Source organism: Pseudomonas cerasi (assembly GCF_027983475.1).
GTDB classification, from domain to species: Bacteria; Pseudomonadota; Gammaproteobacteria; order Pseudomonadales; family Pseudomonadaceae; genus Aquipseudomonas; species Aquipseudomonas cerasi.
The window spans coordinates 1,016,691-1,040,643 of record NZ_JAQJVM010000002.1 but is presented as its reverse complement, the minus strand read 5'-3'; the positions used below and the strand labels follow the sequence as shown (position 1 = coordinate 1,040,643).

Below are 23,953 nucleotides of genomic sequence, written 5' to 3'. Positions count from 1 at the left end.
ATGTACGGCGCGTCGACACGTCCTCAGCCACCTGCTCCCGGCCGCAACAAGCCGGTGCCGCGCGGCGCCAGCCGTATGGTGGCCAAGGAGCCCTTGTCGGCGCGCCTGCCCAAGGCCAACTTCAGTTTTCTGAAGCGTTTGCTCTGGCCTGTGCTGTTGGTGGTTCTGGGCTTCGGTACTTATGAGGCAGCACAGCGTCTGCTGCCGTACGCCGACCGCCCGATCACCCGCATCAACGTGCAGGGCGATTTGAGTTACATCAGCCAGCAGGCTGTGCAGCAGCGGATTGCGCCTTATGTGGCGTCGAGCTTTTTCAAGATCGATCTGGCTGCCATGCGCACCGAGCTTGAGCAGATGCCCTGGATCGCGCACGCCGAGGTCCGCCGTGTATGGCCGGATCAGGTCGTGATTCGTCTTGAAGAGCAGTTGCCGGTTGCCCGTTGGGGCGATGAGGCGCTGTTGAATAACCAGGGGCAGGCTTTCACACCGCGTGAACTGTCCAATTACGAACATCTTCCCCAGTTGTTCGGCCCGCAGCGGGCCCAGCAGCAGGTGATGCAGCAGTATCAGGTGTTGAGTCAGATGTTGCGCCCGCTGGGCTTCTCCATCGTGCGCCTGGAGCTGCGCGAGCGTGGCAGCTGGTTCCTGACGACAGGTGCCGGTAGTGCTGGCCCGGGTATCGAGTTGTTGCTTGGACGCGACCACCTTGTCGAAAAAATGCGCCGCTTCATCGCGATTTACGACAAAACGCTGAAAGACCAAATAACGAATATCGCGCGCGTCGACTTGCGTTACTCCAACGGCCTTGCGGTCGGTTGGCGCGAACAGGCAGCGCCGGCGACGGAAAAACCCGCCGTCGCGAAGAATTGATAAGAGGCAGGACCATGGCAAATGTGCAAAGCGGCAAAATGATCGTCGGGCTGGATATCGGTACCTCCAAGGTGGTGGCACTGGTAGGCGAAGTCGCGGCCGATGGCTCGCTGGAAATCGTGGGTATCGGTACCCATCCCTCCCGCGGCCTGAAGAAGGGCGTGGTGGTGAATATCGAATCGACCGTGCAGTCGATCCAGCGCGCAATCGAAGAAGCGCAGCTGATGGCCGGCTGCCGTATCCACTCGGCATTTGTTGGTGTGGCAGGCAGCCACATTCGCAGCCTGAACTCACACGGCATCGTGGCGATTCGTGATCGCGAAGTCAGCTCTGCGGATCTGGAGCGTGTGCTCGATGCTGCTCAGGCGGTGGCCATTCCTGCCGACCAGCGCGTGCTGCACACCTTGCCTCAGGATTACGTGATCGATAATCAGGAAGGCGTGCGTGAGCCCCTGGGCATGTCCGGCGTACGTCTGGAAGCCAAGGTTCACGTGGTGACCTGTGCGGTGAACGCGGCGCAGAACATCGAGAAGTGCGTACGTCGCTGCGGGCTGGAAGTCGACGACATCATTCTCGAACAGTTGGCCTCGGCGTATTCCGTGCTGACCGATGACGAGAAAGAACTGGGTGTCTGCCTGGTGGACATCGGAGGCGGCACTACCGACATCGCGATCTTCACCGAAGGCGCCATTCGCCACACAGCGGTCATCCCGATTGCGGGTGATCAGGTGACCAACGACATCGCCATGGCGTTGCGCACTCCGACCCAGTACGCCGAAGAAATCAAGATTCGTTATGCCTGTGCGCTGGCCAAGCTGGCCGGTGCAGGCGAAACCATCAAAGTGCCGAGCGTGGGAGACCGCCCACCTCGCGAGCTGTCGCGTCAGGCCCTGGCCGAAGTGGTCGAGCCTCGTTACGACGAGTTGTTCACCCTGATCCAGGCCGAACTGCGCCGCAGCGGCTACGAAGACCTGATCCCGGCCGGCATCGTGCTGACCGGGGGCACAGCGAAAATGGAAGGTGCGGTCGAACTGGCCGAGGAAATCTTCCACATGCCGGTGCGCCTGGGCGTACCGCACAGCGTCAAAGGGCTCGCTGATGTCGTCCGCAACCCGATTTACTCAACCGGCGTAGGCCTGTTGATGTACGGGCTGCAAAAACAATCGGATGGCATTTCGCTGTCCGGGATTGTCGGCAACAGCAGCTACAGCGACGAAACCAAGGCACCGGTGCTTGAGCGTATCAAGCGTTGGGTGCAGGGCAATTTCTAAGTTTCAACGTTTAACGGTTTCACAGCTTCAGATTCAGGGCTTCACCAGCAGTATCGGCAGGCAGTAGGCAAAACTAACTAGAAAGCGGAAGGAGAGAGAAAATGTTCGAACTCGTAGACAACGTCCCGCAAAGCCCGGTTATCAAGGTTATCGGCGTAGGCGGTGGTGGCGGCAACGCTGTCAATCACATGGTCAAGAGCAACATCGAAGGCGTGGAATTCATCTGCGCCAACACCGATGCTCAGGCGCTGAAAAACATCGGCGCGCGGACCATTCTGCAGCTGGGCACCGGCGTGACCAAGGGCCTTGGCGCTGGCGCCAACCCTGAAGTCGGTCGTCAGGCCGCACTGGAAGATCGTGAGCGCATTGCAGAAGTTCTGCAGGGCACCAACATGGTTTTCATCACCACTGGCATGGGCGGCGGTACCGGTACCGGTGCAGCACCGATCATTGCTGAAGTGGCCAAGGAAATGGGCATTCTGACGGTCGCAGTCGTGACCCGTCCGTTCCCGTTCGAAGGTCGCAAGCGTATGCAGATCGCCGATGAAGGCATCCGCATGCTGTCCGAAAGCGTCGACTCGTTGATCACCATTCCCAACGAGAAGCTGCTGACCATCCTCGGTAAAGACGCCAGCCTGCTGTCGGCTTTCGCCAAGGCTGACGATGTACTGGCCGGTGCCGTTCGCGGTATCTCCGACATCATCAAGCGTCCGGGCATGATCAACGTCGACTTCGCCGACGTGCGTACCGTGATGAGCGAAATGGGCATGGCGATGATGGGCACTGGCTGCGCCAGCGGTCCTAACCGTGCACGTGAAGCGACCGAAGCGGCGATCCGCAACCCTTTGCTCGAAGACGTCAACCTGCAGGGCGCTCGCGGCATCCTGGTCAACATCACTGCCGGTCCTGACCTGTCTCTGGGTGAGTACTCGGACGTGGGTAGCATCATCGAAGCGTTCGCTTCCGAGCACGCGATGGTCAAGGTCGGTACCGTTATCGATCCGGACATGCGTGACGAGTTGCACGTGACCGTGGTTGCCACCGGCCTGGGCGCGAAAATCGAGAAACCTGTCAAGGTTATCGACAACACGCTGCAGACCACCCAGCAGGCTCCTGCGCAGCAGGCGTCCCGTCAGGAAGCACCGTCGGTCAACTACCGTGACCTGGATCGTCCTACCGTGATGCGCAATCAGGCACACGCAGGCGCTACAGCAGCGGCGAAGATGAATCCAAACGATGATCTCGATTACCTGGACATCCCGGCTTTCCTGCGTCGTCAGGCCGATTGATGAAATGTATCAGGGGTATTAGGGTGATTGGTGTTCAGCAAAGGCATGGTCTGCTATCATCGCCAGCCTTTGTTGATACCAGTTCGCAACTTGCGCTGAAGCGGCCCATGCCATGATAAAACAACGCACCCTGAAAAATATTATCCGTGCCACAGGTGTAGGCCTGCACTCCGGGGAGAAGGTTTACCTGACCCTCAAGCCCGCACCTGTGAATACCGGCATTGTGTTTTGCCGAGCTGACCTTGACCCCGTCGTGCAGATCCCTGCGCGTGCGGAAAACGTCGGTGACACCACTCTGTCGACCACTCTGGTCAATGGTGATGTCAAAGTCGACACGGTAGAACACTTGCTCTCGGCCATGGCTGGCCTTGGCATCGATAACGCCTACGTCGAGCTCTCTGCCTCCGAAGTTCCTATCATGGACGGCAGCGCAGGCCCTTTCGTATTCCTGATTCAATCGGCAGGCCTGGAAGAACAGGACGAGCCGAAGAAATTCATCCGTATCCTGCGTGAAGTCACAGTCGAGGAGGGCGGTAAACGCGCTACTTTTGTGCCTTTCGAAGGGTTCAAGGTCAGTTTCGAGATCGATTTCGATCACCCCGTCTTCCGTGACCGCACCCAGAGTGCAAGCGTGGACTTTTCCAGTACTTCCTTCGTGAAGGAAGTCAGCCGTGCCCGGACCTTCGGGTTCATGAGTGATATCGAGTACCTGCGCAAGCACAACCTCGCACTCGGCGGCAGCGTGGAAAACGCCATCGTGGTCGACAAGGACGGTGTACTGAACGAAGACGGCCTGCGTTACGAGGACGAATTCGTTAAACACAAAATCCTCGACGCCATCGGTGACCTCTACCTGCTGGGCAACAGCCTGATTGGTGAGTTCCGGGGTTTCAAATCGGGGCATGCACTGAACAACCGTCTGCTGCGTACGTTGATCGAGCAGAAAGACGCTTGGGAAGTGGTGACTTTCGAGGATGCCAGTACGGCACCTATTTCTTACATGCGTCCTGTCGCGGCCGTGTAAGCAAGCTTTACTCTCTTTCCTTTTGTTCTTTAAAGGCTGCCCTCGGGTGGCCTTTTTTTATGGGTTTTTCAGGGGAAGTCAGTGCTGGCGGCGATCAGGCAGGGTTACTTCCTGTCCTTTGCATGGCTGGCCAGTCTTTCCAGTGCGGCACGCAAGCGCGGATCGGTGATGCCTTCAGCGGTGGCCTGAATGTTTTCGGCAGCCACTGCCGACAGGTCGATGGTGTGCGTGGCAGCTCCGCGTGGCGCTTCAGGCGGCTGCACCTTGAACACAATGCGGGTCAGGTTGATGAATTCGTCGAAGGCCATCATTTGCCGGTGCAGGCGTTTCTGCTGGTAGCGCAGGCGCGTGGCCCAGTGACCGTCCGTCACGATCAGCAACAAGGTACCTTCGCGCCACGAAGCCACGCGACAATGCTCCCGGGCCGCTGGTTGCAGCTGGCTTTCGAGCAGGCGCTGCAAGTGGCTGAGTCGCTCGGCGTGACGAAATATAGCCTTCAGGGGCTTGGCTTCACGCAGCAAAACCGCGGGCGGGCGGGCGTTCAGAGGACGAAAGGCCATGGAGGGATGCCTGGGTAACAAGATGAACATCTTAACAGAAAGCGTTCTGACGGCTGCTTTTCAGGGCATTTCCGTGCTTTCATATGCAAATCAATGAGTAACTTCCCCGGATAACGGGTTGAAGTGCTTGAAAATGGCCCCATTGTAAACCTGCCCCGTCACAGCGCTGTGCCAGCATCGTGGAATAACGCCACTTTCCTCACCATCGTTTCCGGGTAGAATGCTCGTTCGCATGCGGCCATCTGGGCTGCACGGGCGACTCACGGGGCCGCCCTCCATTCCTATGTGTGGAAGATCCTGTCGATATGTTTGCGCCTTTGTTGAAAAAACTTTTTGGAAGCAAGAACGAGCGTGAAGTAAAACGCATGCTCAAGACGGTACAGATCGTCAATGCCTTCGAAGAGCAAATGGTGGCCCTTTCGGACGAGCAACTGCGCGCCAAGACCGAAGAGTTCAAGGCCCGCATAGCCAAAGGCGAGACCCTCGATCAATTGCTCCCTGAAGCCTTTGCTGTCGCTCGTGAAGCGGGCAAGCGTGTCATGGGCATGCGCCACTTCGACGTACAGTTGATCGGCGGCATGACCCTGCATGAAGGTCAGATCGCGGAAATGCGTACCGGTGAAGGTAAAACCCTGGTCGGTACGCTGGCTGTCTACCTCAACGCATTGTCCGGCAAGGGCGTTCACGTGGTTACCGTGAACGATTACCTCGCTCGCCGCGATGCCAACTGGATGCGTCCGCTGTACGAATTCCTCGGCCTGACCGTAGGCATCGTCACGCCATTCCAGCCGCCGGAAGAGAAGCGCGCCGCCTACGCTGCCGATATCACTTACGGCACCAACAACGAATACGGTTTCGATTACCTGCGCGACAACATGGCGTTCAGCATGGACGACAAGTTCCAGCGCGAACTCAATTTCGCCGTGATCGACGAAGTCGACTCGATTCTGATCGACGAAGCGCGTACGCCGCTGATCATCTCCGGTCAGGCTGAAGACAGTTCCAAGCTGTACACCGAAATCAACCGCCTGATCCCCAAGCTCGAGCAGCATATCGAGGAAGTGGAAGGCGAAGTCACCAAGCCGGGTCATTTCACCGTTGACGAGAAAACCCGTCAGGTCGAGCTGAACGAAGCCGGTCACCAGTTCATCGAGGAAATGCTCACCGAAGTCGGCCTGCTGGCTGAAGGCGAGAGCCTCTATTCGGCGCATAACCTGGGCCTGCTGACTCACGTCTATGCCGGTCTGCGGGCGCATAAGCTGTTCAATCGCAACGTCGAATACATCGTTTCCGACGGTCAGGTGCTGCTGGTTGACGAGCACACCGGCCGTACCATGCCGGGTCGTCGCCTCTCCGAGGGCCTGCATCAGGCTATCGAAGCCAAGGAAAACCTGAACATTCAGGCCGAAAGCCAGACCCTGGCATCGACCACGTTCCAGAACTACTTCCGTCTGTACAACAAGCTGTCCGGCATGACCGGTACGGCCGACACCGAAGCGTTCGAATTCCACCAGATCTACAACCTGGCCGTGATGGTCATCCCGCCTAACAAGCCTTTGGCGCGCAAGGACTTCAACGACCTCGTCTACCTGACGGCGGAAGAGAAGTACGCCGCCATCGTCACCGACATCAAGGCCTGCCTTGCAGAAAACCGTCCGGTGCTGGTGGGTACGGCGACCATCGAAACTTCCGAGCACATGTCCAGCCTGCTCAACAAGGAAGGCATCGAGCACAAGGTTCTGAACGCCAAGTTCCACGAGAAAGAAGCGGAAATCATTGCGCAGGCCGGTCGTCCGGGTGCATTGACCATCGCCACCAACATGGCCGGTCGTGGTACTGACATCCTGCTGGGCGGCAACTGGGAAGTCGAGGTCGCCAATCTGGAAGACCCGACTCCGGAGCAGATCGCGCAGATCAAGGCTGACTGGCAGAAACGCCATCAGCAGGTGATCGAAGCGGGCGGCCTGCACGTCATCGCCTCCGAGCGCCACGAATCGCGCCGTATCGACAACCAGCTGCGCGGTCGTGCCGGCCGTCAGGGCGACACCGGCTCCAGCCGGTTCTACCTGTCGCTCGAAGACAGCCTGATGCGCATCTTTGCCTCTGACCGGGTGAAGAACTTCATGAAGGCGCTGGGCATGCAGTCCGGTGAGGCCATCGAGCATCGCATGGTGACCAACGCCATCGAAAAAGCGCAGCGCAAGGTGGAAGGTCGCAACTTCGACATCCGCAAGCAATTGCTGGAGTTCGATGACGTTGCCAACGAACAGCGTAAAGTGATTTATCACATGCGTAACACGTTGCTGGCCGCCGAGAACATTGGCGAGACCATTGCCGACTTCCGTGAAGAAGTGCTCAACAACCTGATCAGCCAGCATATTCCGCCACAATCCCTGCCGGAGCAGTGGAATGTTGCCGGTCTGGAATCGGCGCTCAACACCGACTTCGCGGTTCAACTGCCGATCCAGCAGTGGCTCGACGAAGACGACAACCTGCACGAAGACAGCCTGCGCGAAAAAATCATGGCGCAGCTGCTGCTGGCTTACAACGAGAAGGAAGACCAGGCCAGCGCCGAAGCCCTGCGTTCCTTCGAGAAGCAGATCCTCCTGCGCGTGCTGGACGACCTGTGGAAAGATCACCTGTCGACCATGGACCACCTGCGTCACGGTATCCACCTGCGCGGTTACGCTCAGAAGAACCCTAAGCAGGAATACAAGCGCGAGTCCTTCACGCTGTTCCAGGAACTGCTCGATTCGATCAAGCGCGATACTATTCGTGTGCTTTCGCATGTTCAGGTTCGCCGCGAAGATCCAGAGGAAGAAGAAGCCCGCCTGCGTCAGGAAGCCGAAGAGCTGGCCAGTCGCATGCAGTTCGAACACGCGCCTGCACCGGGTATCGAGCAGCCGCTGCTCGACGAAGAGGGTGGCGAAGCGCCTGTTGCCGTTGCATCCGAGCCGGTTCGCAACGACCAGAAACTGGGCCGCAACGAGCTGTGCTGGTGTGGTTCGGGCAAGAAATTCAAACACTGTCACGGCCAGATCAACTAAGCCTTTGACTGTGTAATACCTGCGCCGCGACCGGCTTGCCCGTCGCGGCGTTTTTTCATTGATCGCCGTACCGATGCGGACGGCGCCACACTCCATGAGGAGCACCCCGATGGCTGTTGGTCTTGGTCCTTTGCCTGCGTTGCACCCGGTTCCCGGTTTTGAACTTGGCATTTCTTCTGCCGGCATCAAACGCCCGGGGCGCAAGGATGTCGTGGTCATGCGCTGTGCCGAAGGCTCCAGCGTTGCCGGTGTATTCACCTTGAATGCGTTCTGCGCGGCGCCGGTCATTCTGGCCAAACAGCGTGTTCAGGGCACCGTGCGTTATTTGCTGACCAACACCGGTAATGCCAATGCGGGCACAGGCGAACCAGGTCTTGTGGCGGCGCGGCGTACCTGCGAGACACTGGCGCAACTGACTGGCGTCGATGCTTCTGCGGTGCTGCCGTACTCGACGGGCGTGATCGGCGAGCCGCTGCCAGTGGAAAAGATCGAAGGCGCTCTGCAGGCTGCGCTGGATGATCTGTCTGTGGATAACTGGGCCGCTGCGGCGACCGGGATCATGACTACCGACACCCTGCCCAAGGGCGCCAGCCGTCAGTTCAGCCATGACGGCGTGACCGTCACTGTGACCGGCATCAGCAAGGGCGCAGGCATGATTCGACCGAACATGGCGACCATGCTCGGTTACATCGCCACCGATGCCAAAGTGGCGCAGAGCGTGCTTCAGGACCTGATTCGTGACGGCGCCAACAAGTCGTTCAACCGCATCACCATCGATGGCGACACCTCGACCAACGATTGCTGCATGCTGATCGCCACCGGTCAGGCTGACCTGCCGGAAATCACCGAGGCCAAAGGCCCGCTATTCGAAGCGTTGAAGAAAGCCGTGTTCGATGTGTGCATGGAAGTCGCTCAGGCCATCGTGCGTGACGGTGAAGGTGCGACCAAGTTCGTGACCGTTGAAGTCAACGGTGGCGGCAATCATCAGGAATGCCTGGACGTCGGTTATGCCGTGGCCCACTCGCCACTGATCAAGACTGCGCTGTTCGCCTCCGACCCGAACTGGGGACGTATTCTGGCGGCTGTCGGCCGTGCCGGTGTGCCGGATCTGGACGTGAGCAAGATCGACGTATTCCTGAGTGGCGTGTGCATCGCCAGCCAGGGCTGCCGCGCCACGACCTACACCGAAGAGCAGGGCTCGGCGGTGATGGCCGAAGAAGAAATCACCATCCGTATCGAGCTGGGCCGCGGCAATTGCAGCGAAACAATCTGGACCACCGATCTTTCTCACGAGTACGTGAAGATCAACGCGGAATATCGCACCTGATTCAATGCCCGGCGCGCCGGCATCCTGTCTTCGCGCCGGGCTCAATGGAGCTGAACCATGAGCCTGCACCTGATTATCGGCGACAAACGCTACTCCTCCTGGTCGCTGCGTCCCTGGCTGGTGCTGGAAATGACCGGTGCTTCGTTCACCGATCAGGTCATCCGCCTGAACCAGCCTGACACCCGTGCGAACATTCTCAAGTATTCACCCACCGGCAAGGTCCCTGCGTTGCAGTGCGAGCACGGCACGATCATCGATTCGCTGGCCATTTGCGAATACCTGGTCGAACGTTTTCCGGATGCTGGCCTGTGGCCGAGTGACATCGCCGCGCGTGCTCAGGCACGTTCTGCCTGCGCGCAGATGCACAGCGGTTTTGTCAGTCTGCGTTCGAACATGCCGATGGACCTGCGCCAGGATCAGGCACTGGAAGTGATTCCGGTCGATACCCAGAACGACATCGACCGTATCGTCGAACTGTGGGCTGAATGCCGCACTGCGGCGGCCGAAAGCGGTCCGTTTCTGTTCGGCAAGCCAAGCATTGCCGACGCGTTCTTTGCCCCGGTAGCCATTCGCCTGCGCAGCTACCGTGTCGAGTTGCCTGAAGAAGCGCTGAAGTACATCGAAACCATTTACCAGTGGCCTGCCTTCAAACGCTGGCAGCAGGCCGGTCTGGAGGAGTCCTGATCGTGAAACGAGTTCATGTGGCCGCCGCCGTCATTCGTGGCGCTGACGGCAGCGTATTGATTGCCCGACGTGCCGACACTCAGCATCAAGGCGGCCTCTGGGAGTTTCCTGGCGGCAAGGTCGAGGAGGGCGAGACCGTCCAGGCCGCGCTCGCACGTGAACTGCAGGAAGAGCTGGGCATCCTGGTGACGGCGGCACGTCCGCTGATCAAGGTTTGTCACGACTATCCGGACAAGCAGGTGCTGCTGGACGTCTGGGAAGTCTCGGCCTTCACTGGCCTGGCGCATGGTGCAGAAGGGCAGCCGCTGGTCTGGGCCAGCCCGCGTGAGCTGGCCAATTATGACTTTCCGGCCGCCAATCAGCCTATCGTCGCGGCGGCACGTTTGCCCGGCGAGTACCTGATCACCCCTGAGGGGCTGGACAATATCGAGCTGTTGCGCGGTATGCAGAAAGCCATCGCAGGCGGCATCAAACTGGTCCAGTTGCGTGCGCCCGGTGGTTACGACCCCAAGTACCGTGACCTGGCCGTGGATGCGGCGGGCCTGTGTGCCGGCAAGGCGCAGCTCATGCTCAAAGGGCCTCTGGAGTGGCTGGGCGACTTTCCGTCCGCCGGTTGGCACCTGACGGCGGAGCAACTGCGCAAGTACGCCAGTCGCGGGCGTCCGTTCCCTGAGAACCGTTGGCTGGCTGCGTCATGCCATAACGCCGAAGAGCTGGCTTTGGCAGAGCAGATGGGTGTGGATTTCGTCACCCTGTCGCCTGTTCAGCCAACCCTGACCCACCCCGATGCGCAACCGCTGGGCTGGCAGCAGGCAACGCAACTGATTGCAGGCTTCAACAAGCCGGTCTTTCTGTTGGGTGGCGTAGGCCCTGCCGAGCGTCAACAGGCCTGGGAAAGCGGCGCACAGGGCGTGGCCGGGATTCGCGCGTTCTGGCCTGACGAGATCGTCTGACGCTCAGCAGAGGACGCAGAGCTCCCAGAACGGCATGCCCACGCACAGTACCTGACGTTATACACAAGTCTGCTCTTGATTCTGGCCGCAGGCCGTGGGAGTGAGCTTGCTCGCGAAGAGGCCAGTAAAACCCCTGAAAATGGGGCGTCTGGACCAACGTCTTTGTGAGCGATGCGGACCGCCGCCCCGCTCAATCCCACAAGGCCTATACATAACGCCAGGCCGCTGGCGTGAAGGTGTCTTCTAATGGATATGCCCATCAAACCGGCTTGGGCGCGGGCTGCCAGAGGATCTCGGCAATGCCCTGTCGTCTGGCGATCAATCGGGCTGCGACGAACAGCAGGTCCGACAGCCTGTTGATATACGCCAGCCCTGCGCCTTCCAGCGGCTCGACAGCATTCAGATGCTGACAGCGACGTTCTGCACTGCGCGCCAGGCTACGGCAGATGTGCGCTTGGGCGATCAGCGATGAACCGCCTGGCAAAATGAAATTCTCCAGTGGCCCCAGTTCGTCATTCCAGACATCGATGGCGGCCTCCAGTCGCTCGACCTCGGCTTCGTTCAGCGCCTTGTAGGTCGGCATGGCCAGTTCGCCGCCCAGATCGAACAGACGGTGCTGACACGGTGCAAGTACTTCGATCACTTCCTTGAGGGCCGGGACGCGCTGAGCTTCATCGATCAATCCTGCCAGCAATAGCCCCAGCTGGCTGTTGAGCGTATCGACCTCACCGATGGCCTCGACGCGCGGATGATCCTTGGAGACCCGACGGCCATCGCCCAGACCGGTTTCACCGGCATCGCCAGTGCGCGTGTAAATCTTCGACAAACGAAAGCCCATTGATGCGATTCCTGATCAGGATTTTGAAATGACCTGCTGCTGAACGCTCACCTGGTTGGCCACCAGCGGTAGACGCAGCGTAAAGCAGGTGCCTGTGCCGAGAGAGGAATGTACCTCCATCTGGCCTTTGTGGTTGTTGGTGACAATGAAGTAGGACACCGACAAGCCCAGTCCGGTGCCCTGGCCGATTTCCTTGGTGGTGAAAAACGGCTCGAACGTACGCTTGCGGATGTTCTCCGACATGCCGATGCCGTTGTCCTCGACCTGGATCTCGGCCCACGGCGGATTGAGGCGCGTGCGCAGGGTGATGCGCCCGGGCTCTTCGCTCTCCGGCCGCTGGTGAATGGCCTGCGCGGCATTCTTCAGCAGGTTCAGCAGCACCTGCTCCAGCTCGTTGGCAATGCACGGCACCGGACCCAGTTCGGGGTCGAACTGACGGATGATGTGCTGGCCCTTGAAGTCGAAACCGATGGTCAGATCGAAGTCGTTACTGGCGATCTCCACGGCCTGATCGATCAAGGCAGGCAAGTCGCAGGGTGATAACTGACGACTGCTCAGGCGGCTGAAATTGAGCATGTGGCTGACAATTTTTGCAGCCCTGGCACCGGCCTGCTGAATGCCGTCGAGCAGTTTGGGCACTTCGCGGCTTTCCAGGTAATGGTTGACCTGCGCCAGATCGACGCCGTCGGCCTCGGCCTGCTCGATGTTCTTCGGCAGCTCCGGGGACAGCCGCCGGCGGATGTTCTGCACGTTGTGCAGAATGGCGCCCAGCGGGTTGTTGATCTCATGCGCCATGCCTGCTGCGAGCCCGCCGACGGACAACATTTTTTCCGACTGCACCATCATTTCTTCCAGTGATATGCGCTGGGTGATGTCATCGATCCGGATCACCACGCCGCGCCCGGCATCACCGGTCAATGGGTAGAACGTCAGCGCGTAGTGGCGGGACTCGTCATTCTTGATCCAGGTCACGCGCTCGATCTTGGTCACGCTGTGGCGCTCGACGGTGTGCTTGATCTGCGGCAGAAACGAGCGCATCGGCTCGAAGGCCAGGAAGATCGGCTGGTTCAGCGCTTCGTCCAGAGTCGTCCCGGACAATGCCGTCGCCTCCTGATTCCACTGGGTGACGTATAGCTGTTCATCCAGCGCGATCATCGCCGACGGCATCGAGTCGATGATGCTGTTGAGGTAGTTCTGGAAGCCGGTTAGCTTCTTCTCGATCTTGCTGCGCACCTGGACTTCCAGCTCCAGCTTGCGGTTGGTGTGGCGTGTCTCCTCGGCCAGCCCTTGGGCCTGATCGTAGGCTTCCTGCGAGTCGTCCCGCGCGCGCTTGAGTTGCTGTTCACGCGCTTCGATACGCGACAGCATGGTGTTGAACGCCTCGGCCAGGCTGCCGATTTCATCCTCGTTACCGGGTTCTGCGCGGAGTGCGTAGTTCTCTTCGCGGGTCACCTGCCGGGACAGTTCTTCAAGCTGATAAATAGGTTCAGTAATCAGGCGCCGAATCTGCCGTGCCACCACCAGCCATAGCAACACGCTGAACACCAGAATGCCCAGGCTGGCAGTCAGCGTACCGGTGTAAAACGCTGGGGGCAGCTCGCTGCTGGCAACCAGCAACAGATGCCCTGGCGGCTCGTCGCCCTTCGGTACGGTAATGACCTGCGTACTGCGAAATTCGGTCAGGCGCCAGTTGTCCATGTCTTTGAAGTGTCTGGGCAGCTCAAGGCTTTCGCCCTGATGCATCTGCTCAAGCCGCTCGCCGTTGTTGTCATACAGGGCTGCGGCACGTAACGGCCCGTAGCTTCTCAGTTCCTTGAGCAGCGCGCGCGCCTCATCAGGCGAGTACAAGGCCCGTTCGTTGAGGTTGGCGCTGCTAATCAGCCGGCCAATGGTCTGCAGGGCCTGCGGAGCCATCGCCTCCTGAGAGATGTAATAGGCCGCGCTGATGAAGGTCAGGTTGGCGACCAGCAGTACGGTGGTCATCAGGACCAGCAGGGCGGCCAGCAGTTTCTGGCCGACTGGCAGGTTTTCCAGGCGTTGGCGCAAGGGCATTGGGCAAGTCGCAGTGACGGGTGATGCGAGTAGGGTAGCGCGGGCTAGTCGGTACGCAAACCCTTGCTTGCCAGGTGGGCTGTCAGACGCGTCTGCAAATGCTGCAGGTGCGGTGCGGGGCTGCCATGACGCGCTGCGGCTGCGCACGCATAACCCAGCAGGTAGCTGATTTCGGTGCGTCGTCCGTGAAGCACATCCTGATACATGGATGAATAGTTGGAGGCGGTCGCCTGGATGACCCGCAGCACTTCGGCATGCAGCTCCTGCGCGGCCGCTGGCTGGCCGCAGCGGCCCAGCAGCTCGGTCAGCTCGGCGCACAGCGTGGCGACCTCGCAGGCGTGCTCGAGCAGGCCACCATTACGGCAGTCATGCAGCACCGTCAGCGGGTTGATCGCGCAGTTGAGGGCCAGCTTGCGCCACAGGCGGGTCAGGATGTCCGGCGTCCATTGGTGGGGAATGCCACTGTCGTGCAAGTCCTGCAAAAGCGCGGGGGCTGTCGGGTTGGATGCATCCCCCAGCCAGTTGAAACCATGGCCAGCGAACCTGACGTGCCAGTCCGATTCCAGAAACGCGCCTTCGGTGCTGGAGGCAAACAGGCAGCGCGCGTGGGGGATTTGCGCAGCCACTGCGTCCTGGCTGCCCAGGCCGTTCTGCAACAGGATGACGTCGGCCTGCGCCGTCAATCGCGGAGCCAGCTGAGCGACAGCCTGCTCGGCCTCGTAAGCCTTGCAGGCCACCAGCAGTCGTTCGATGGGTTGTCGATGGTCGGCGGTCTGCGCTTCAACCGGGTACGCATGGGCAATATTGTTCTCGACCAGCGTCACGCAGCTGCCATTGGCTTGGTAGGCGGCTAGCCGATCAGCGTTGCGAAGGATCAACCGCACCGGCAGATTCGCGCGTGCCAGTCGCGTCGCCCAGAGACTGCCCAGGCTGCCTGCACCGAGAACATGCCATGTCACCGCCATCACAGCGGCACGTTATGGCGCTGAAGCGGTCTGCAGAAGGTGAAAACAAGGATGTGCATGGAGGCTCACAGTGAACGCTGGAAAAGTCTCGTTATAATGAGCGTTCTTTCACACCGTCAAGTCATGCGTGCCCGAATTGTGCGCACGCCGTTTATCTGGAGAACATACATGCCCTCGTTCGACGTAGTGTCCGAATTGGATAAACACGAAGTCACGAATGCCGTCGACAACGCTATCAAAGAGCTCGACCGTCGCTATGACCTCAAAGGCAAAGGCACGTTCGAGTTCAAGGAACTGACCGTCACGCTGACTGCAGAAGCAGACTTCCAGCTGGAGGCCATGATCGAAATCCTCAAGCTGGCGCTGGTCAAACGCAAGATCGACGCGAAGTGCCTTGAGATCAAGGACGCTTATGCTTCCGGCAAATTGATGAAGCAGGAAGTCATCCTGCGTGAAGGCATCGACAAGGAGCTGGCGAAGAAAATCGTCGCTCACATCAAGGAAGCCAAACTCAAGGTCCAGGCCGCCATTCAGGGCGAGCAGGTGCGGGTGACCGGCAAAAAACGCGATGACCTGCAAGAAGCCATCGCAGCGCTGCGTGCCTACGATTCTGGCATGCCGTTGCAATTCAACAACTTCCGCGACTGATCGTTGCATTGAAAGCCGGGGAACCCTGCGTTCCCTGGCCAGTCCGAATCGCCCTGAGCATTGAAATGACGGCATGCTGCCGTGGTTTTGATCGCAGTTCGTGACGAGTAAGGAGATAACGATGGATTTAAACGCAGAAGTCGGTCATCTGTGGCAAGCGTCGCAGGCCTGGATTCCGATGATCATGGAGTACGGCAGCCGCTTGCTGCTGGCAGTCGTTACATTGTGCGTAGGCTGGTGGCTGATCAACCGGCTGACCGGCAAATTGGGCGCCTTGCTGGCCTTGCGACACGCCGATCTGGCCTTGCAGGGCTTTGTCAGCAACCTGGCCAACATCATTCTGAAAATCCTGCTGGTGGTCAGCGTCGCGTCGATGATCGGCGTGGAAACCACCTCCTTTGTGGCGGCGATCGGTGCGGCCGGTCTGGCGATCGGTCTGGCCCTGCAAGGCAGCTTGGCGAACTTCGCCGGTGGCGTACTGATTCTGTTGTTCCGTCCGTTCCGTATCGGTGACTGGATCGAAGCCCAAGGTGTGTCGGGAACCGTCGACAACATCCAGATCTTCCACACCGTGCTGCGCACCGGCGACAACCGTACGGTGATCATTCCCAACGGCAACCTGTCCAACGGCATCATCACCAACACCAACCGTCAGCCGACCCGCAAGATCACCTTCGACATCGGCGTCAGCCATGATGCGGATTTGAGGAAAGCATTGCAGGTCCTGCTGGACATGGCAGACGACCCACGCGTACTCAAGGACCCGGCCCCCCAGGCTGTGGTGGCTGCGCTGGGGGAGAACGCAATTACCTTGTCCCTGCGTGTCTGGACCAGCAGTGGCGACATGGGCGACGTGACGTCGATGTTCAACATCGAAGCGCGCGACCGCCTGAAGGACGCAGGCATCGAGATCCCACTGCCGCAACGGATTGTGCGGGTGGTTCAGGAATAGTTGTGAGTGCGGTATGAAAAAGCCCTGGCTCGTGAGAGTCGGGGCTTTTCTTTATTTGCAGGTTCAGGAAAAGGCTCTTTTCATGATTGATGATTGTCTGCCTTCAGCGATGCCCGGGCGCTTTACCGTCTGTTGATACGAACATGCCTTTCAGCTCTCCGGCACAAAAAGTAGGTTATTTACTGTAAATGTAACCGTCGTCGTCCTCATCTTCCTCGTTGATATCTTTGAGTTTTTCTTGATGAGGCACCGGGTAAAGACCCAGTACAGCCGCTATTCCCGCAGATATGCCCATGAGGAATGGGGTCGGCTCGGGATACTGCGAAAGTTTCCGATCGGGATCCTCTGTGGGATTAACGCCGCTGCCAGCGGGGAGCTTCATTATCTTCATACCATCAGCGGTGAGAATGCAGCGAGGCAGGACTATCTTGCCTTCAAACATTTCCACTATTTCGGCGTTGGGTAAGGGGGTGAGCGGCTCACAGACCTGTGCACCCGATTCGCTATGCGTGAACAAGAACTTCTCGCCGCTTTTCTCGATACGAATCCTTGGCTGATTCTTGGGCTTTGTGGCGTAGTCACCAATCAACTCGTCACACGGGGACACTGACTCTTGCGCACAGCCCGCTAATAGAACCATCCCGGCGACTAAATGCACCCCTACGACGGCCTGACAAAAACGCGTGTACATGTTTCTTCCTTGTTCCAATTGAGGGGGCAGTTCCATGTCGTTTCCTGTACTTGCGCTGCATGACCTGATCACGAAATATCCTAAATCACTCGCACATTCATGGCGTGGCTGGCCACACCCTGACAGCCGCACGCCAGTCGGTGGCCGTGCAGGACCACCGGTATGCCGTTCAGTTTTCGGGTGGGGTGGCCTTCGATAAAGGCGAATTCTCCTGAATGAAGCGGGCAGGTGGCTTTGTCGCCCAGCACGGCCGGAGGCTTGCCGTTGAGGGTGTGGGTGCCTGCCAGTTGGCAGGACACCACTCGGCCACCACTGCTGGTGGCGTCGCCCAGGCAGACGGGATAACTCATTCCGCAGGTGCCCCGCCGGTTGGCGAGCCGAAGGTGAACGGGTCTGCGCCGCGGTTCTGGCTGTTCTTCGCTTTGCGGGCTTCATCGGGCGGGCGGACCATTTGTACGGTCAGGCTGCCATCGGTGCCGGCGTAGACCACGGCACTGACGCCGCCATCCTTGTAACTGGCGATGGTCGCCAGATTGATCTCGACCAGCGCACCACTGACCCCGGTATTGCCCAGACGGCGGCCGATGTCGTAGCCCTCTTCGACATTGCCCAGCTCAAGACCGTGGCCGTCCTTGTTCAGGTCGTGCAGGGCATTGTTGAGGGCAATTTCCGCTTCAGGGTTGTTGGTGCTGTCGTAGAACACCCGCACAGGTTTCTGACCCTCAGGCAGTGTGTCTAGTGCCTTAACCCAGGCGGCTTGCAAGGCTTTGGCTTGCAAGGCCGGTTTCAGACGCTTGCCGTTTTCATCCTGCATGGGCGCCTTGATCGGGCGATGCAGGTAGCCAAGCACCGGCGCAGCGTCGAACTCCTTGACCTGATGCTGACCCCAGCGGATCGGCAACCAGGGTGAGGGCTCGAAGTTGCCAGGGCCGCGATTGCTGATGGTTTTCCATAGAGTAGGGAGTTGGGATTGCCAGTAGGCGGTGGACATGGTGCCTGGAGCGTAGGGGCTTTCAATCCCCTTGGCGTTCTCCTCGCTTTCGTACCAGTCTGAAAATGCTTTATCACGGCTCCAATAAAAAGCCCAAAGTTTGCCCAGATCGGTATTTTTGTTTTGATTGTCTTCTTTTTCGCTTATCGCATAAGGACGAATATACCGGTCTACACGATCCGAACGGGTGACAAGTAGGCCTGTCATGCTTTCGAACACGGTCGGTACGACCTGAGCATTTTTGGGCAGGCCGGGGGTACCACGTTTACGATAAATGTTTCGTGTGACGTCGCCGTCCTGACTTACGATCAATGCTTGTGGGACCTGCGGATTATCGTTGAAGAACTTGAAAAGTCGCTCAATCATGGCTTGAGCATTGCTCGTGCTCTCATCGTCCTGCCATAGGAATAGCGTGACGCCGAGAGTAGCAGCATTGCGACCGGCGTTGATCAGGTTTGCGGCTCTGTAGGGTTTTTCATATGGATTAGGTGGGCCAAGCGCGAAGACTGGAATCGGCCAATAGGCTACGGATTCAGACGCTGAATGTTTGAAAGCGACTTGTAATTTTATATCTGCGCTGATCTCTCTAGCGTCGAGTGAGGGGTCATAATCCTTGGGATCCCGTGAAAAGATAGAGACAAAATTATTGTTTTTCTTTTTTATGAAATCCCAGATTTCAGACTGATGATCTTCATAGATGCCAATTCCGCCACCTCTTATCTCCAGTGAATAGGTTCGCTGTCGAGCAGCCTCCTGTTCTGCATTCTGAGTGATCACTTCGGATTTATAAGCGGCCAGTTCAGCTTTTTCATGAGCGACCGCGTTGCCCCACCAATGCCCGCTGTACGCCAATAGTGCAGCAGCTAAAATCCCTGTAATACTCCAGCGTACCACTGAATGTATATCACGAAGTTCCACGTCGGTTTCCTGTGCTTTCAAATAAACAATGATGACAAAGCCGAGCCACAGCACCAGCGTTAGTCCGATCGTCCAGAGGTAGGGTCTTAGTGACGGGCGAAGTGAAGATTTTTGTTTGGTGTCCGTCACTGCTTTGCCTCTTTATTCAATACATTCTTGACCAAGGCCGGTGGGGACAGAGGGACCACCCCATAGGGTGGAAATATACCTTTTTGATAGTACTGATGACTGGCCTTTATCAATGCCTGGGCACGTGGACTGAGACGGCCCCACGCTGGGGACTCGGTTGTATTGAGAAATTTTTTTGCATCCATTCGCCAGTCCCCAATAGCCACCAGCAATTCACACATTGCTGGGTCGTCCAGGCTTTTGCATTGGCCAATCGCTATGTCCATTGCAGTGACCCAACGGTGATTCTCCGGACTCCGTAGCAAACCGGAGTGATAGGAGTTGTCTCCCCATGTACTGTTGTCATGTTCCATACGTTTACGGACTTCGGACGGTGTTTCTTCTCGCTGAAAGCTTCGACGATTGTTGGAGATGCGTACCGATCTGGTATGTTCTTCGGGGTCATTGGACAGGCTGTTATAACGTGCCAGAGCTTGCTCCTTATCAATCTTGTACGGGTCATACTCACCAGGCATCTGTATCCAGAGAAACGTGGCCGCGTCTTTGCCGAGTGCAACGCTTTTCCCGACATCGTCAGGCCTATCTCGGCCAGCGGTCGTGGCTGTCCCTCTGATTGCTTCGCCGCCAAACATCTGCGGTTCGTGAGGGGGATTCAATGCCTCTGCATTGATCAGGCGTTCTTGCCCTTCTGATACGGGTGCCTGAGAGACAAGCCCGACAAAGAAAGAACCGCCTGGGTAACGGCTTTCGCCCTCCGCACGCAGAAACTCGGGCTGAGGTGTCTTGCCTACCAAAACCGGCTCTCCGTCGCGATAGCGTTTTGTCCACATCCGCTGATAAAAGCGTCTTGCCTGCAGGATCATCATAGCCATTCGCCCATCCGGCAAAGCGTCAGGTACGCCATACGTGCCGATGCCCTGCACATCGTCCAGCGCCACTGTGGTGTCATCAGGACAGAAGTAGAGATACACTTTGCCGCGATTATCTCGTTCGGGGAAGACGGTCAAGTTACCTAGCTTATTCTTTCGGGTACCTTGAGCGGGCGACCATTTAGGCCCACTTCTGCCTGCATAGGTAGCGGGGTTTCTCAGGTCTGACAATGGCGGCTGTGTGTGAGGGTTTTTTGTAACCGCGCTGACGATATTGATCAGCGTTGATAGGGTGTCATGGTCTTTGGGTGTTACGTCTGGCAGCACACTGTAGGGTGAGTCAACCATGATCACAGTGTCCGCGCAACGCTGGCCTTCATCGACTAACAAGGCTTGCGCCAATAACGTTATAAGCGTGCCTTGACTATGGCCCATGATGGTGATGGTTTCATCGGGCGATAGGCGGCGAATCTCGCGGACCAGCATCGCCAAACGATGCGCTGCCAGCACAAAGTAGTGCCTTGAAGGCGCTTTTCCAAAGTATAAAGAGTTATCCGCACTCAAGAATTCTACTGAATGAGTTTTGAAGTTTGGCTCGAAGCCTTCTCCATACATTTCTTGTAAATTGTTTGTCGCGTTGGCGAAAAAACCACCGCCCTTGGCAAAATGACGATCCAGACGGTTGCCGTTGATGTCTTGAAACTGATTGCGCATTCGGAGCGGGTCGCCCGCCTCATCGCGTTTTATATCCTCAGGTGCTGCTCGATAGCCCCAGTAAAAAGGGATGAGAAGACTGTGGGTTTTAGGGTCAGTGGTGTCGCGTCGATAAAGATAAGTGTCAGAATCATCGATTATTACTTTCTGGTCACTGCTCCGTTTTTCAGGCGCTGTTTTTTCAGCTGCCTTGTACTTGGCCCCATACCGTCCCGCCACCAGATCCGGCCGATCCAGCCGCTCATTCACCCCCTGACACAACCCGGTCTCCACCCACTCATAAGAAGCCCCCGGGTCATTCACACCGTGCAGAAAGATCACTACGCCTGGCAAGTCGGCGGGCACTTCCATTTTGCTGGTGGTATTTAGGTTAGGGATCAGGCGTGTGTTGCCTTGGGCAACGGCGTATTCATCGGCGCCGTTCATTGCGCACCTCCTTTCGGGGTACCGCTGCGCAGTGCCGATACTTGCGCCTGATGCATCATTTCGCGTTCCACGCGCTCGGTCAGTCCTTCTGCGTTCGTCATTCCTTTCACCAGGCTGCCATCTTCCAGTTTGATTTCATACGAGTGATCCGCTGCTGCCCGCGGGCTTTGTTCGCTGTGGCCGGGGTAGTGGAAGGTGACCTGCTGGGCGGCGGGGTCGCGGCCGAAAGAGGGGATAGCAGCGCTGTCGGTCTTGGGGCCGATCCAGTCGTGTTCGCTGGCGTGCACGGTGACTTTGCCTTGCGAGCCGATCTCGACGCCGCCGCCAATCTTGATGTAACTGCCGTCATCGGCGACCAGGCGGATGGTCGGCGCGGTGATGACCACTTCGCCTTCAACGGCCGAGACATGCAGGTTTTTCTGGGCATTGAGGGCGATGTCGTCTTCCTGCGCTTGCACCAGCACCTTGCCGCGGTTGGCGATGGCGCTGATGCCTGCATCCTGAGCGAAGGCCGACAGCCCTTTGCCTGCTTGCAGGTGCATGGCCGCGCCGCTGGTCAATTGCAGGTTGTCCTGCGCAGTGGTGTCGTGATTTTCACCCGCATAGTGAACCTGCGAGCGTGGTGTGGCGCTGGCAATGCCGGCGGCAGCGGTCATGGCCAGTACCGGGTCGCCCAGGCCGTTATTGTCCGGCGCGGGCCATTGGTCGAGCGACTGGCGCAAGGCTTCCATACCTTTGACATCCACCGCCTGACTGCCACGTGCGGCTGCGGTTTCGCCGAGGGATTTGAACAGCTCGCCGCACTCGGCCAGCAGTTTGAGCAGCTCTTCGCGATCCAACTGTGAGCCTTTTGCGTCGGTACGCGCATAGGTGGTCAGCAACATGCCTTGCGCGGCACGCAGGGCGATGGCGGCATCGGTGCGCAGTTCTGCGCCGTTGCCGCGTGGCTGAGCGGTGCCGTCAGTACGCGGATCGGTCAGTTTGCCCAGGTTGAGGGCAGTGGCCTGATGGGTCGTGCCCATGCGTGCGCGCAGCGAGCCCGGCGTGTCATCGAACAGCAGTTCGTTGAAGCCGCTGCCTTTGTGTTCCTGGGTGCGGATCCCCGACAGCGTGCGGTTGCCGGGCAGCCCCGAGGCCTTGCTGAAGCGTGGCGGCAGATTAATGTTGTTGTAGAGTACCGACGTCACCAGAGGCCGGTCGATATCGCCCGCCAGAAAAGTCACCAGCACTTCCTGGCCGATGCGTGGCATGAACTGATGCCCGAAGCCGCTACCGGCACTGGGCATCGCCACTCTTAACCAGGTGGTGCCTTGCGGCAGGCTGTCGCCGCGCTGCCAGTGGAACCTGACCTGTATCCGCGCCAGTTCATCAGTGAACACTTCTTCACCTTCCGGCCCGACCACGATGGCGCTCAGAGGGCCCGGAATGCTCGGGCGCGGGACGGTGATCGGATGACGGTAGGGGATTTTGTGGCGAATGCACACGAACTCGTTTGTGTAGCCCGCGCCTTCGTCCGACAGGTAATTGTTGCTGCCCTCATGCTTGACCGATATCAGCAGAAAACTGCGATCTTCAGCAGAGCCGCGGTCATGATCAAAATGTTGGGTCAGTTCAAAGGTGTGGCCAGGGTACATGGCGCGGCAGTTACTGTTGCCGGTGAATGTCTTGCCCTGAACTTCAATGGCCTCCAGACGCTGACGTACCAGGCGTTCACCGTCATTGAAGGTGCCGTGGCTGTAGTGATCGAGCACGTCATACACTTCATACGAATCGACGTTGCCCTGCTCGTTGAGACTCGGCATGCCAACCGGCAGCGAATTGCGCGGCTGCTTGTAATCGAAAGTCTGAATGGACATGCGCCCCGACTGCAGGCGTCGATGGCTGCGCCATTCGGTAATCGAATCCGCTGTCTCGGTAACGGATGCACTGTGATAACGAATGGTGGGCTGTTGCGGCAGGGGCGAGAGGTCACGCGAGTGATCAAGAATGATCAGCGTGTGCTTTTCCTGATTGTGATCGAAATAGAAGAACAACCCTTCGTGTTCCAGCAAGCGCAATACAAAGGTCAGATCGCTTTCACGGTACTGGGTGATGTAACTGTGTGTCTTGAGTGGCTGGCTGAGTTGAAACTCGAAATCGGGCAACGCGCCATAGGCCGCAAATACCGTTCGGATAACGGCTTCGATGGTCTGTTCCTGAAATATGCGCGAGTCGACGCGTCGCGAGAGCATCCACAGCCAGGGGCTCAGTGTTGCGCTGTAACGTGCCAGACCGCCGTCGCTGCCTTCCAGGCTGAAGGCACTGATATAGCCATTGATGAAGCGCGACTCGCCGGTGGCCAGCTCTATTGCCAGTTGTGCAGGCTGGCCGATCTGCGATTTGAGCTCCAGGCCGGCATCGCGACTGATCATCGACAACTCGAAACTGAACAGCTCGGACAGGCTTTCAGTGCCGGAAAAACGTTCCAGCAGGAGTTCCTGTTCGTCACGGGCAACGGTCGTCAGTTTGATCAGACGACGGTTTTGTGGCGCAAACAGCGCCGTTAGATCCTTTAACATTGTTGCTCCGTTATAAAGCCAGCGCCTCTTTTGATGAAGAGTGCTGATATAGAGATGTGGGTGAGTCTATAGACTTCTTTCCGGGGGCACACAGTTAAATTGCAAAGGGCCATTACCGAGCGACATTACTCCTGAAGGCGCGGTGAGGCAGTGAGGAATGGCTAACGATGTCGTCGG

General features: G+C 58.3%; 19 protein-coding genes. 10 read left to right on the top strand and 9 right to left on the bottom strand.

Features of this window, described 5'->3' with window-relative positions; translation table 11 throughout:
- The 4 genes from PI739_RS13740 to lpxC all read left to right on the top strand — a co-directional run bounded on the left by PI739_RS13740 (position 1) and on the right by lpxC (position 4,454).
- Positions 1 to 870, top strand: coding sequence for a cell division protein FtsQ/DivIB (locus PI739_RS13740; RefSeq protein ID WP_003364019.1), 870 nt, complete (start codon positions 1 to 3; stop codon positions 868 to 870).
- Positions 871 to 884: 14 nt separating this feature from the next.
- Positions 885 to 2,141, top strand: a complete 1,257-nt coding sequence (gene ftsA, locus PI739_RS13735) for a cell division protein FtsA (RefSeq protein ID WP_003364017.1) — start codon at positions 885 to 887, stop codon at positions 2,139 to 2,141.
- 101 nt (positions 2,142 to 2,242) lie between these two features.
- On the top strand, positions 2,243 to 3,430 hold the full coding sequence (gene ftsZ / locus PI739_RS13730) for a cell division protein FtsZ (protein ID WP_002555041.1): 1,188 nt from the start codon (positions 2,243 to 2,245) through the stop codon (positions 3,428 to 3,430).
- A gap of 112 nt (positions 3,431 to 3,542) precedes the next feature.
- Positions 3,543 to 4,454 carry a UDP-3-O-acyl-N-acetylglucosamine deacetylase gene (gene lpxC / locus PI739_RS13725; protein ID WP_003364012.1) on the top strand — a complete coding sequence of 304 codons (912 nt, stop codon included), beginning with the start codon at positions 3,543 to 3,545 and terminating at the stop codon, positions 4,452 to 4,454.
- 104 nt (positions 4,455 to 4,558) lie between these two features.
- On the opposite strand, the gene PI739_RS13720 is transcribed toward lpxC, so the two are convergent.
- Positions 4,559 to 5,014 carry a DUF721 domain-containing protein gene (locus tag PI739_RS13720; protein WP_003313540.1) on the bottom strand — a complete coding sequence of 152 codons (456 nt, stop codon included), beginning with the start codon at positions 5,012 to 5,014 and terminating at the stop codon, positions 4,559 to 4,561.
- Between the two features lie 305 nt (positions 5,015 to 5,319).
- On the opposite strand from PI739_RS13720, the gene secA reads away from it, so the two are divergent.
- The 4 genes from secA (at position 5,320) to PI739_RS13700 (ending at position 11,025) form a co-directional block, all read left to right on the top strand.
- The gene (gene secA, locus PI739_RS13715) at positions 5,320 to 8,061 is read left to right on the top strand and encodes a preprotein translocase subunit SecA (protein ID WP_054082050.1); all 2,742 of its coding nucleotides are present in this window, start codon (positions 5,320 to 5,322) and stop codon (positions 8,059 to 8,061) included.
- A 109-nt stretch (positions 8,062 to 8,170) separates the two neighbouring features.
- Complete coding sequence (gene argJ, locus PI739_RS13710) at positions 8,171 to 9,388, top strand: bifunctional glutamate N-acetyltransferase/amino-acid acetyltransferase ArgJ (protein ID WP_054082051.1); 1,218 nt, start codon at positions 8,171 to 8,173, stop codon at positions 9,386 to 9,388.
- A 57-nt stretch (positions 9,389 to 9,445) separates the two neighbouring features.
- Positions 9,446 to 10,072, top strand: a complete 627-nt coding sequence (locus PI739_RS13705; RefSeq protein ID WP_054082052.1) for a glutathione S-transferase family protein — start codon at positions 9,446 to 9,448, stop codon at positions 10,070 to 10,072.
- Between the two features lie 2 nt (positions 10,073 to 10,074).
- Positions 10,075 to 11,025, top strand: a complete 951-nt coding sequence (locus PI739_RS13700) for a Nudix family hydrolase (protein ID WP_054082053.1) — start codon at positions 10,075 to 10,077, stop codon at positions 11,023 to 11,025.
- A 259-nt stretch (positions 11,026 to 11,284) separates the two neighbouring features.
- On the opposite strand, the gene PI739_RS13695 is transcribed toward PI739_RS13700, so the two are convergent.
- Genes PI739_RS13695 through PI739_RS13685 form a run of 3 tightly spaced genes read right to left on the bottom strand, consistent with a single transcriptional unit; the run spans position 11,285 to position 14,880 of the window.
- Positions 11,285 to 11,863 (bottom strand): cob(I)yrinic acid a,c-diamide adenosyltransferase, encoded by a 579-nt coding sequence (locus tag PI739_RS13695; protein WP_003363999.1) that lies wholly within the window; start codon positions 11,861 to 11,863, stop codon positions 11,285 to 11,287.
- Between the two features lie 15 nt (positions 11,864 to 11,878).
- Entirely contained in the window at positions 11,879 to 13,915 is a 2,037-nt protein-coding gene (locus PI739_RS13690; protein WP_003363997.1) for a sensor histidine kinase, read from the bottom strand.
- A 44-nt stretch (positions 13,916 to 13,959) separates the two neighbouring features.
- The gene (locus PI739_RS13685) at positions 13,960 to 14,880 is read right to left on the bottom strand and encodes a putative 2-dehydropantoate 2-reductase (RefSeq protein WP_054082054.1); all 921 of its coding nucleotides are present in this window, start codon (positions 14,878 to 14,880) and stop codon (positions 13,960 to 13,962) included.
- Between the two features lie 168 nt (positions 14,881 to 15,048).
- Here PI739_RS13685 and PI739_RS13680 point away from each other — a divergent pair, with 168 nt between their 5' ends.
- Together PI739_RS13680 and PI739_RS13675 are read left to right on the top strand one after the other, a co-directional pair.
- Positions 15,049 to 15,528: a YajQ family cyclic di-GMP-binding protein gene (locus PI739_RS13680; protein WP_003304827.1), complete on the top strand. Its 480-nt coding sequence runs from the start codon at positions 15,049 to 15,051 to the stop codon at positions 15,526 to 15,528.
- Positions 15,529 to 15,649: 121 nt separating this feature from the next.
- Positions 15,650 to 16,480 (top strand): mechanosensitive ion channel family protein, encoded by an 831-nt coding sequence (locus PI739_RS13675; protein WP_003363993.1) that lies wholly within the window; start codon positions 15,650 to 15,652, stop codon positions 16,478 to 16,480.
- Between the two features lie 175 nt (positions 16,481 to 16,655).
- Here PI739_RS13675 and PI739_RS13670 read toward each other — a convergent pair whose 3' ends face one another.
- From PI739_RS13670 to PI739_RS13650, 5 genes are all read right to left on the bottom strand, one after another.
- On the bottom strand, positions 16,656 to 17,171 hold the full coding sequence (locus tag PI739_RS13670) for a hypothetical protein (RefSeq protein WP_032609207.1): 516 nt from the start codon (positions 17,169 to 17,171) through the stop codon (positions 16,656 to 16,658).
- 80 nt (positions 17,172 to 17,251) lie between these two features.
- Positions 17,252 to 17,521, bottom strand: coding sequence for a PAAR domain-containing protein (locus PI739_RS13665; protein WP_003431441.1), 270 nt, complete (start codon positions 17,519 to 17,521; stop codon positions 17,252 to 17,254).
- Positions 17,518 to 19,209, bottom strand: a complete 1,692-nt coding sequence (locus tag PI739_RS13660; protein WP_181013258.1) for a type VI lipase adapter Tla3 domain-containing protein — start codon at positions 19,207 to 19,209, stop codon at positions 17,518 to 17,520. The genes PI739_RS13665 and PI739_RS13660 overlap by 4 nt, the downstream gene beginning before the upstream one ends.
- Complete coding sequence (locus tag PI739_RS13655; RefSeq protein ID WP_003431439.1) at positions 19,206 to 21,218, bottom strand: T6SS effector phospholipase Tle3 domain-containing protein; 2,013 nt, start codon at positions 21,216 to 21,218, stop codon at positions 19,206 to 19,208. The genes PI739_RS13660 and PI739_RS13655 overlap by 4 nt, the downstream gene beginning before the upstream one ends.
- A complete protein-coding gene (locus tag PI739_RS13650; RefSeq protein ID WP_003431438.1) occupies positions 21,215 to 23,776 on the bottom strand; it encodes a type VI secretion system Vgr family protein in 2,562 nt (853 codons plus the stop codon). Before PI739_RS13650 ends, PI739_RS13655 begins: the two co-directional genes overlap by 4 nt.
- Between the last annotated feature and the right edge of the window lie 177 nt (positions 23,777 to 23,953).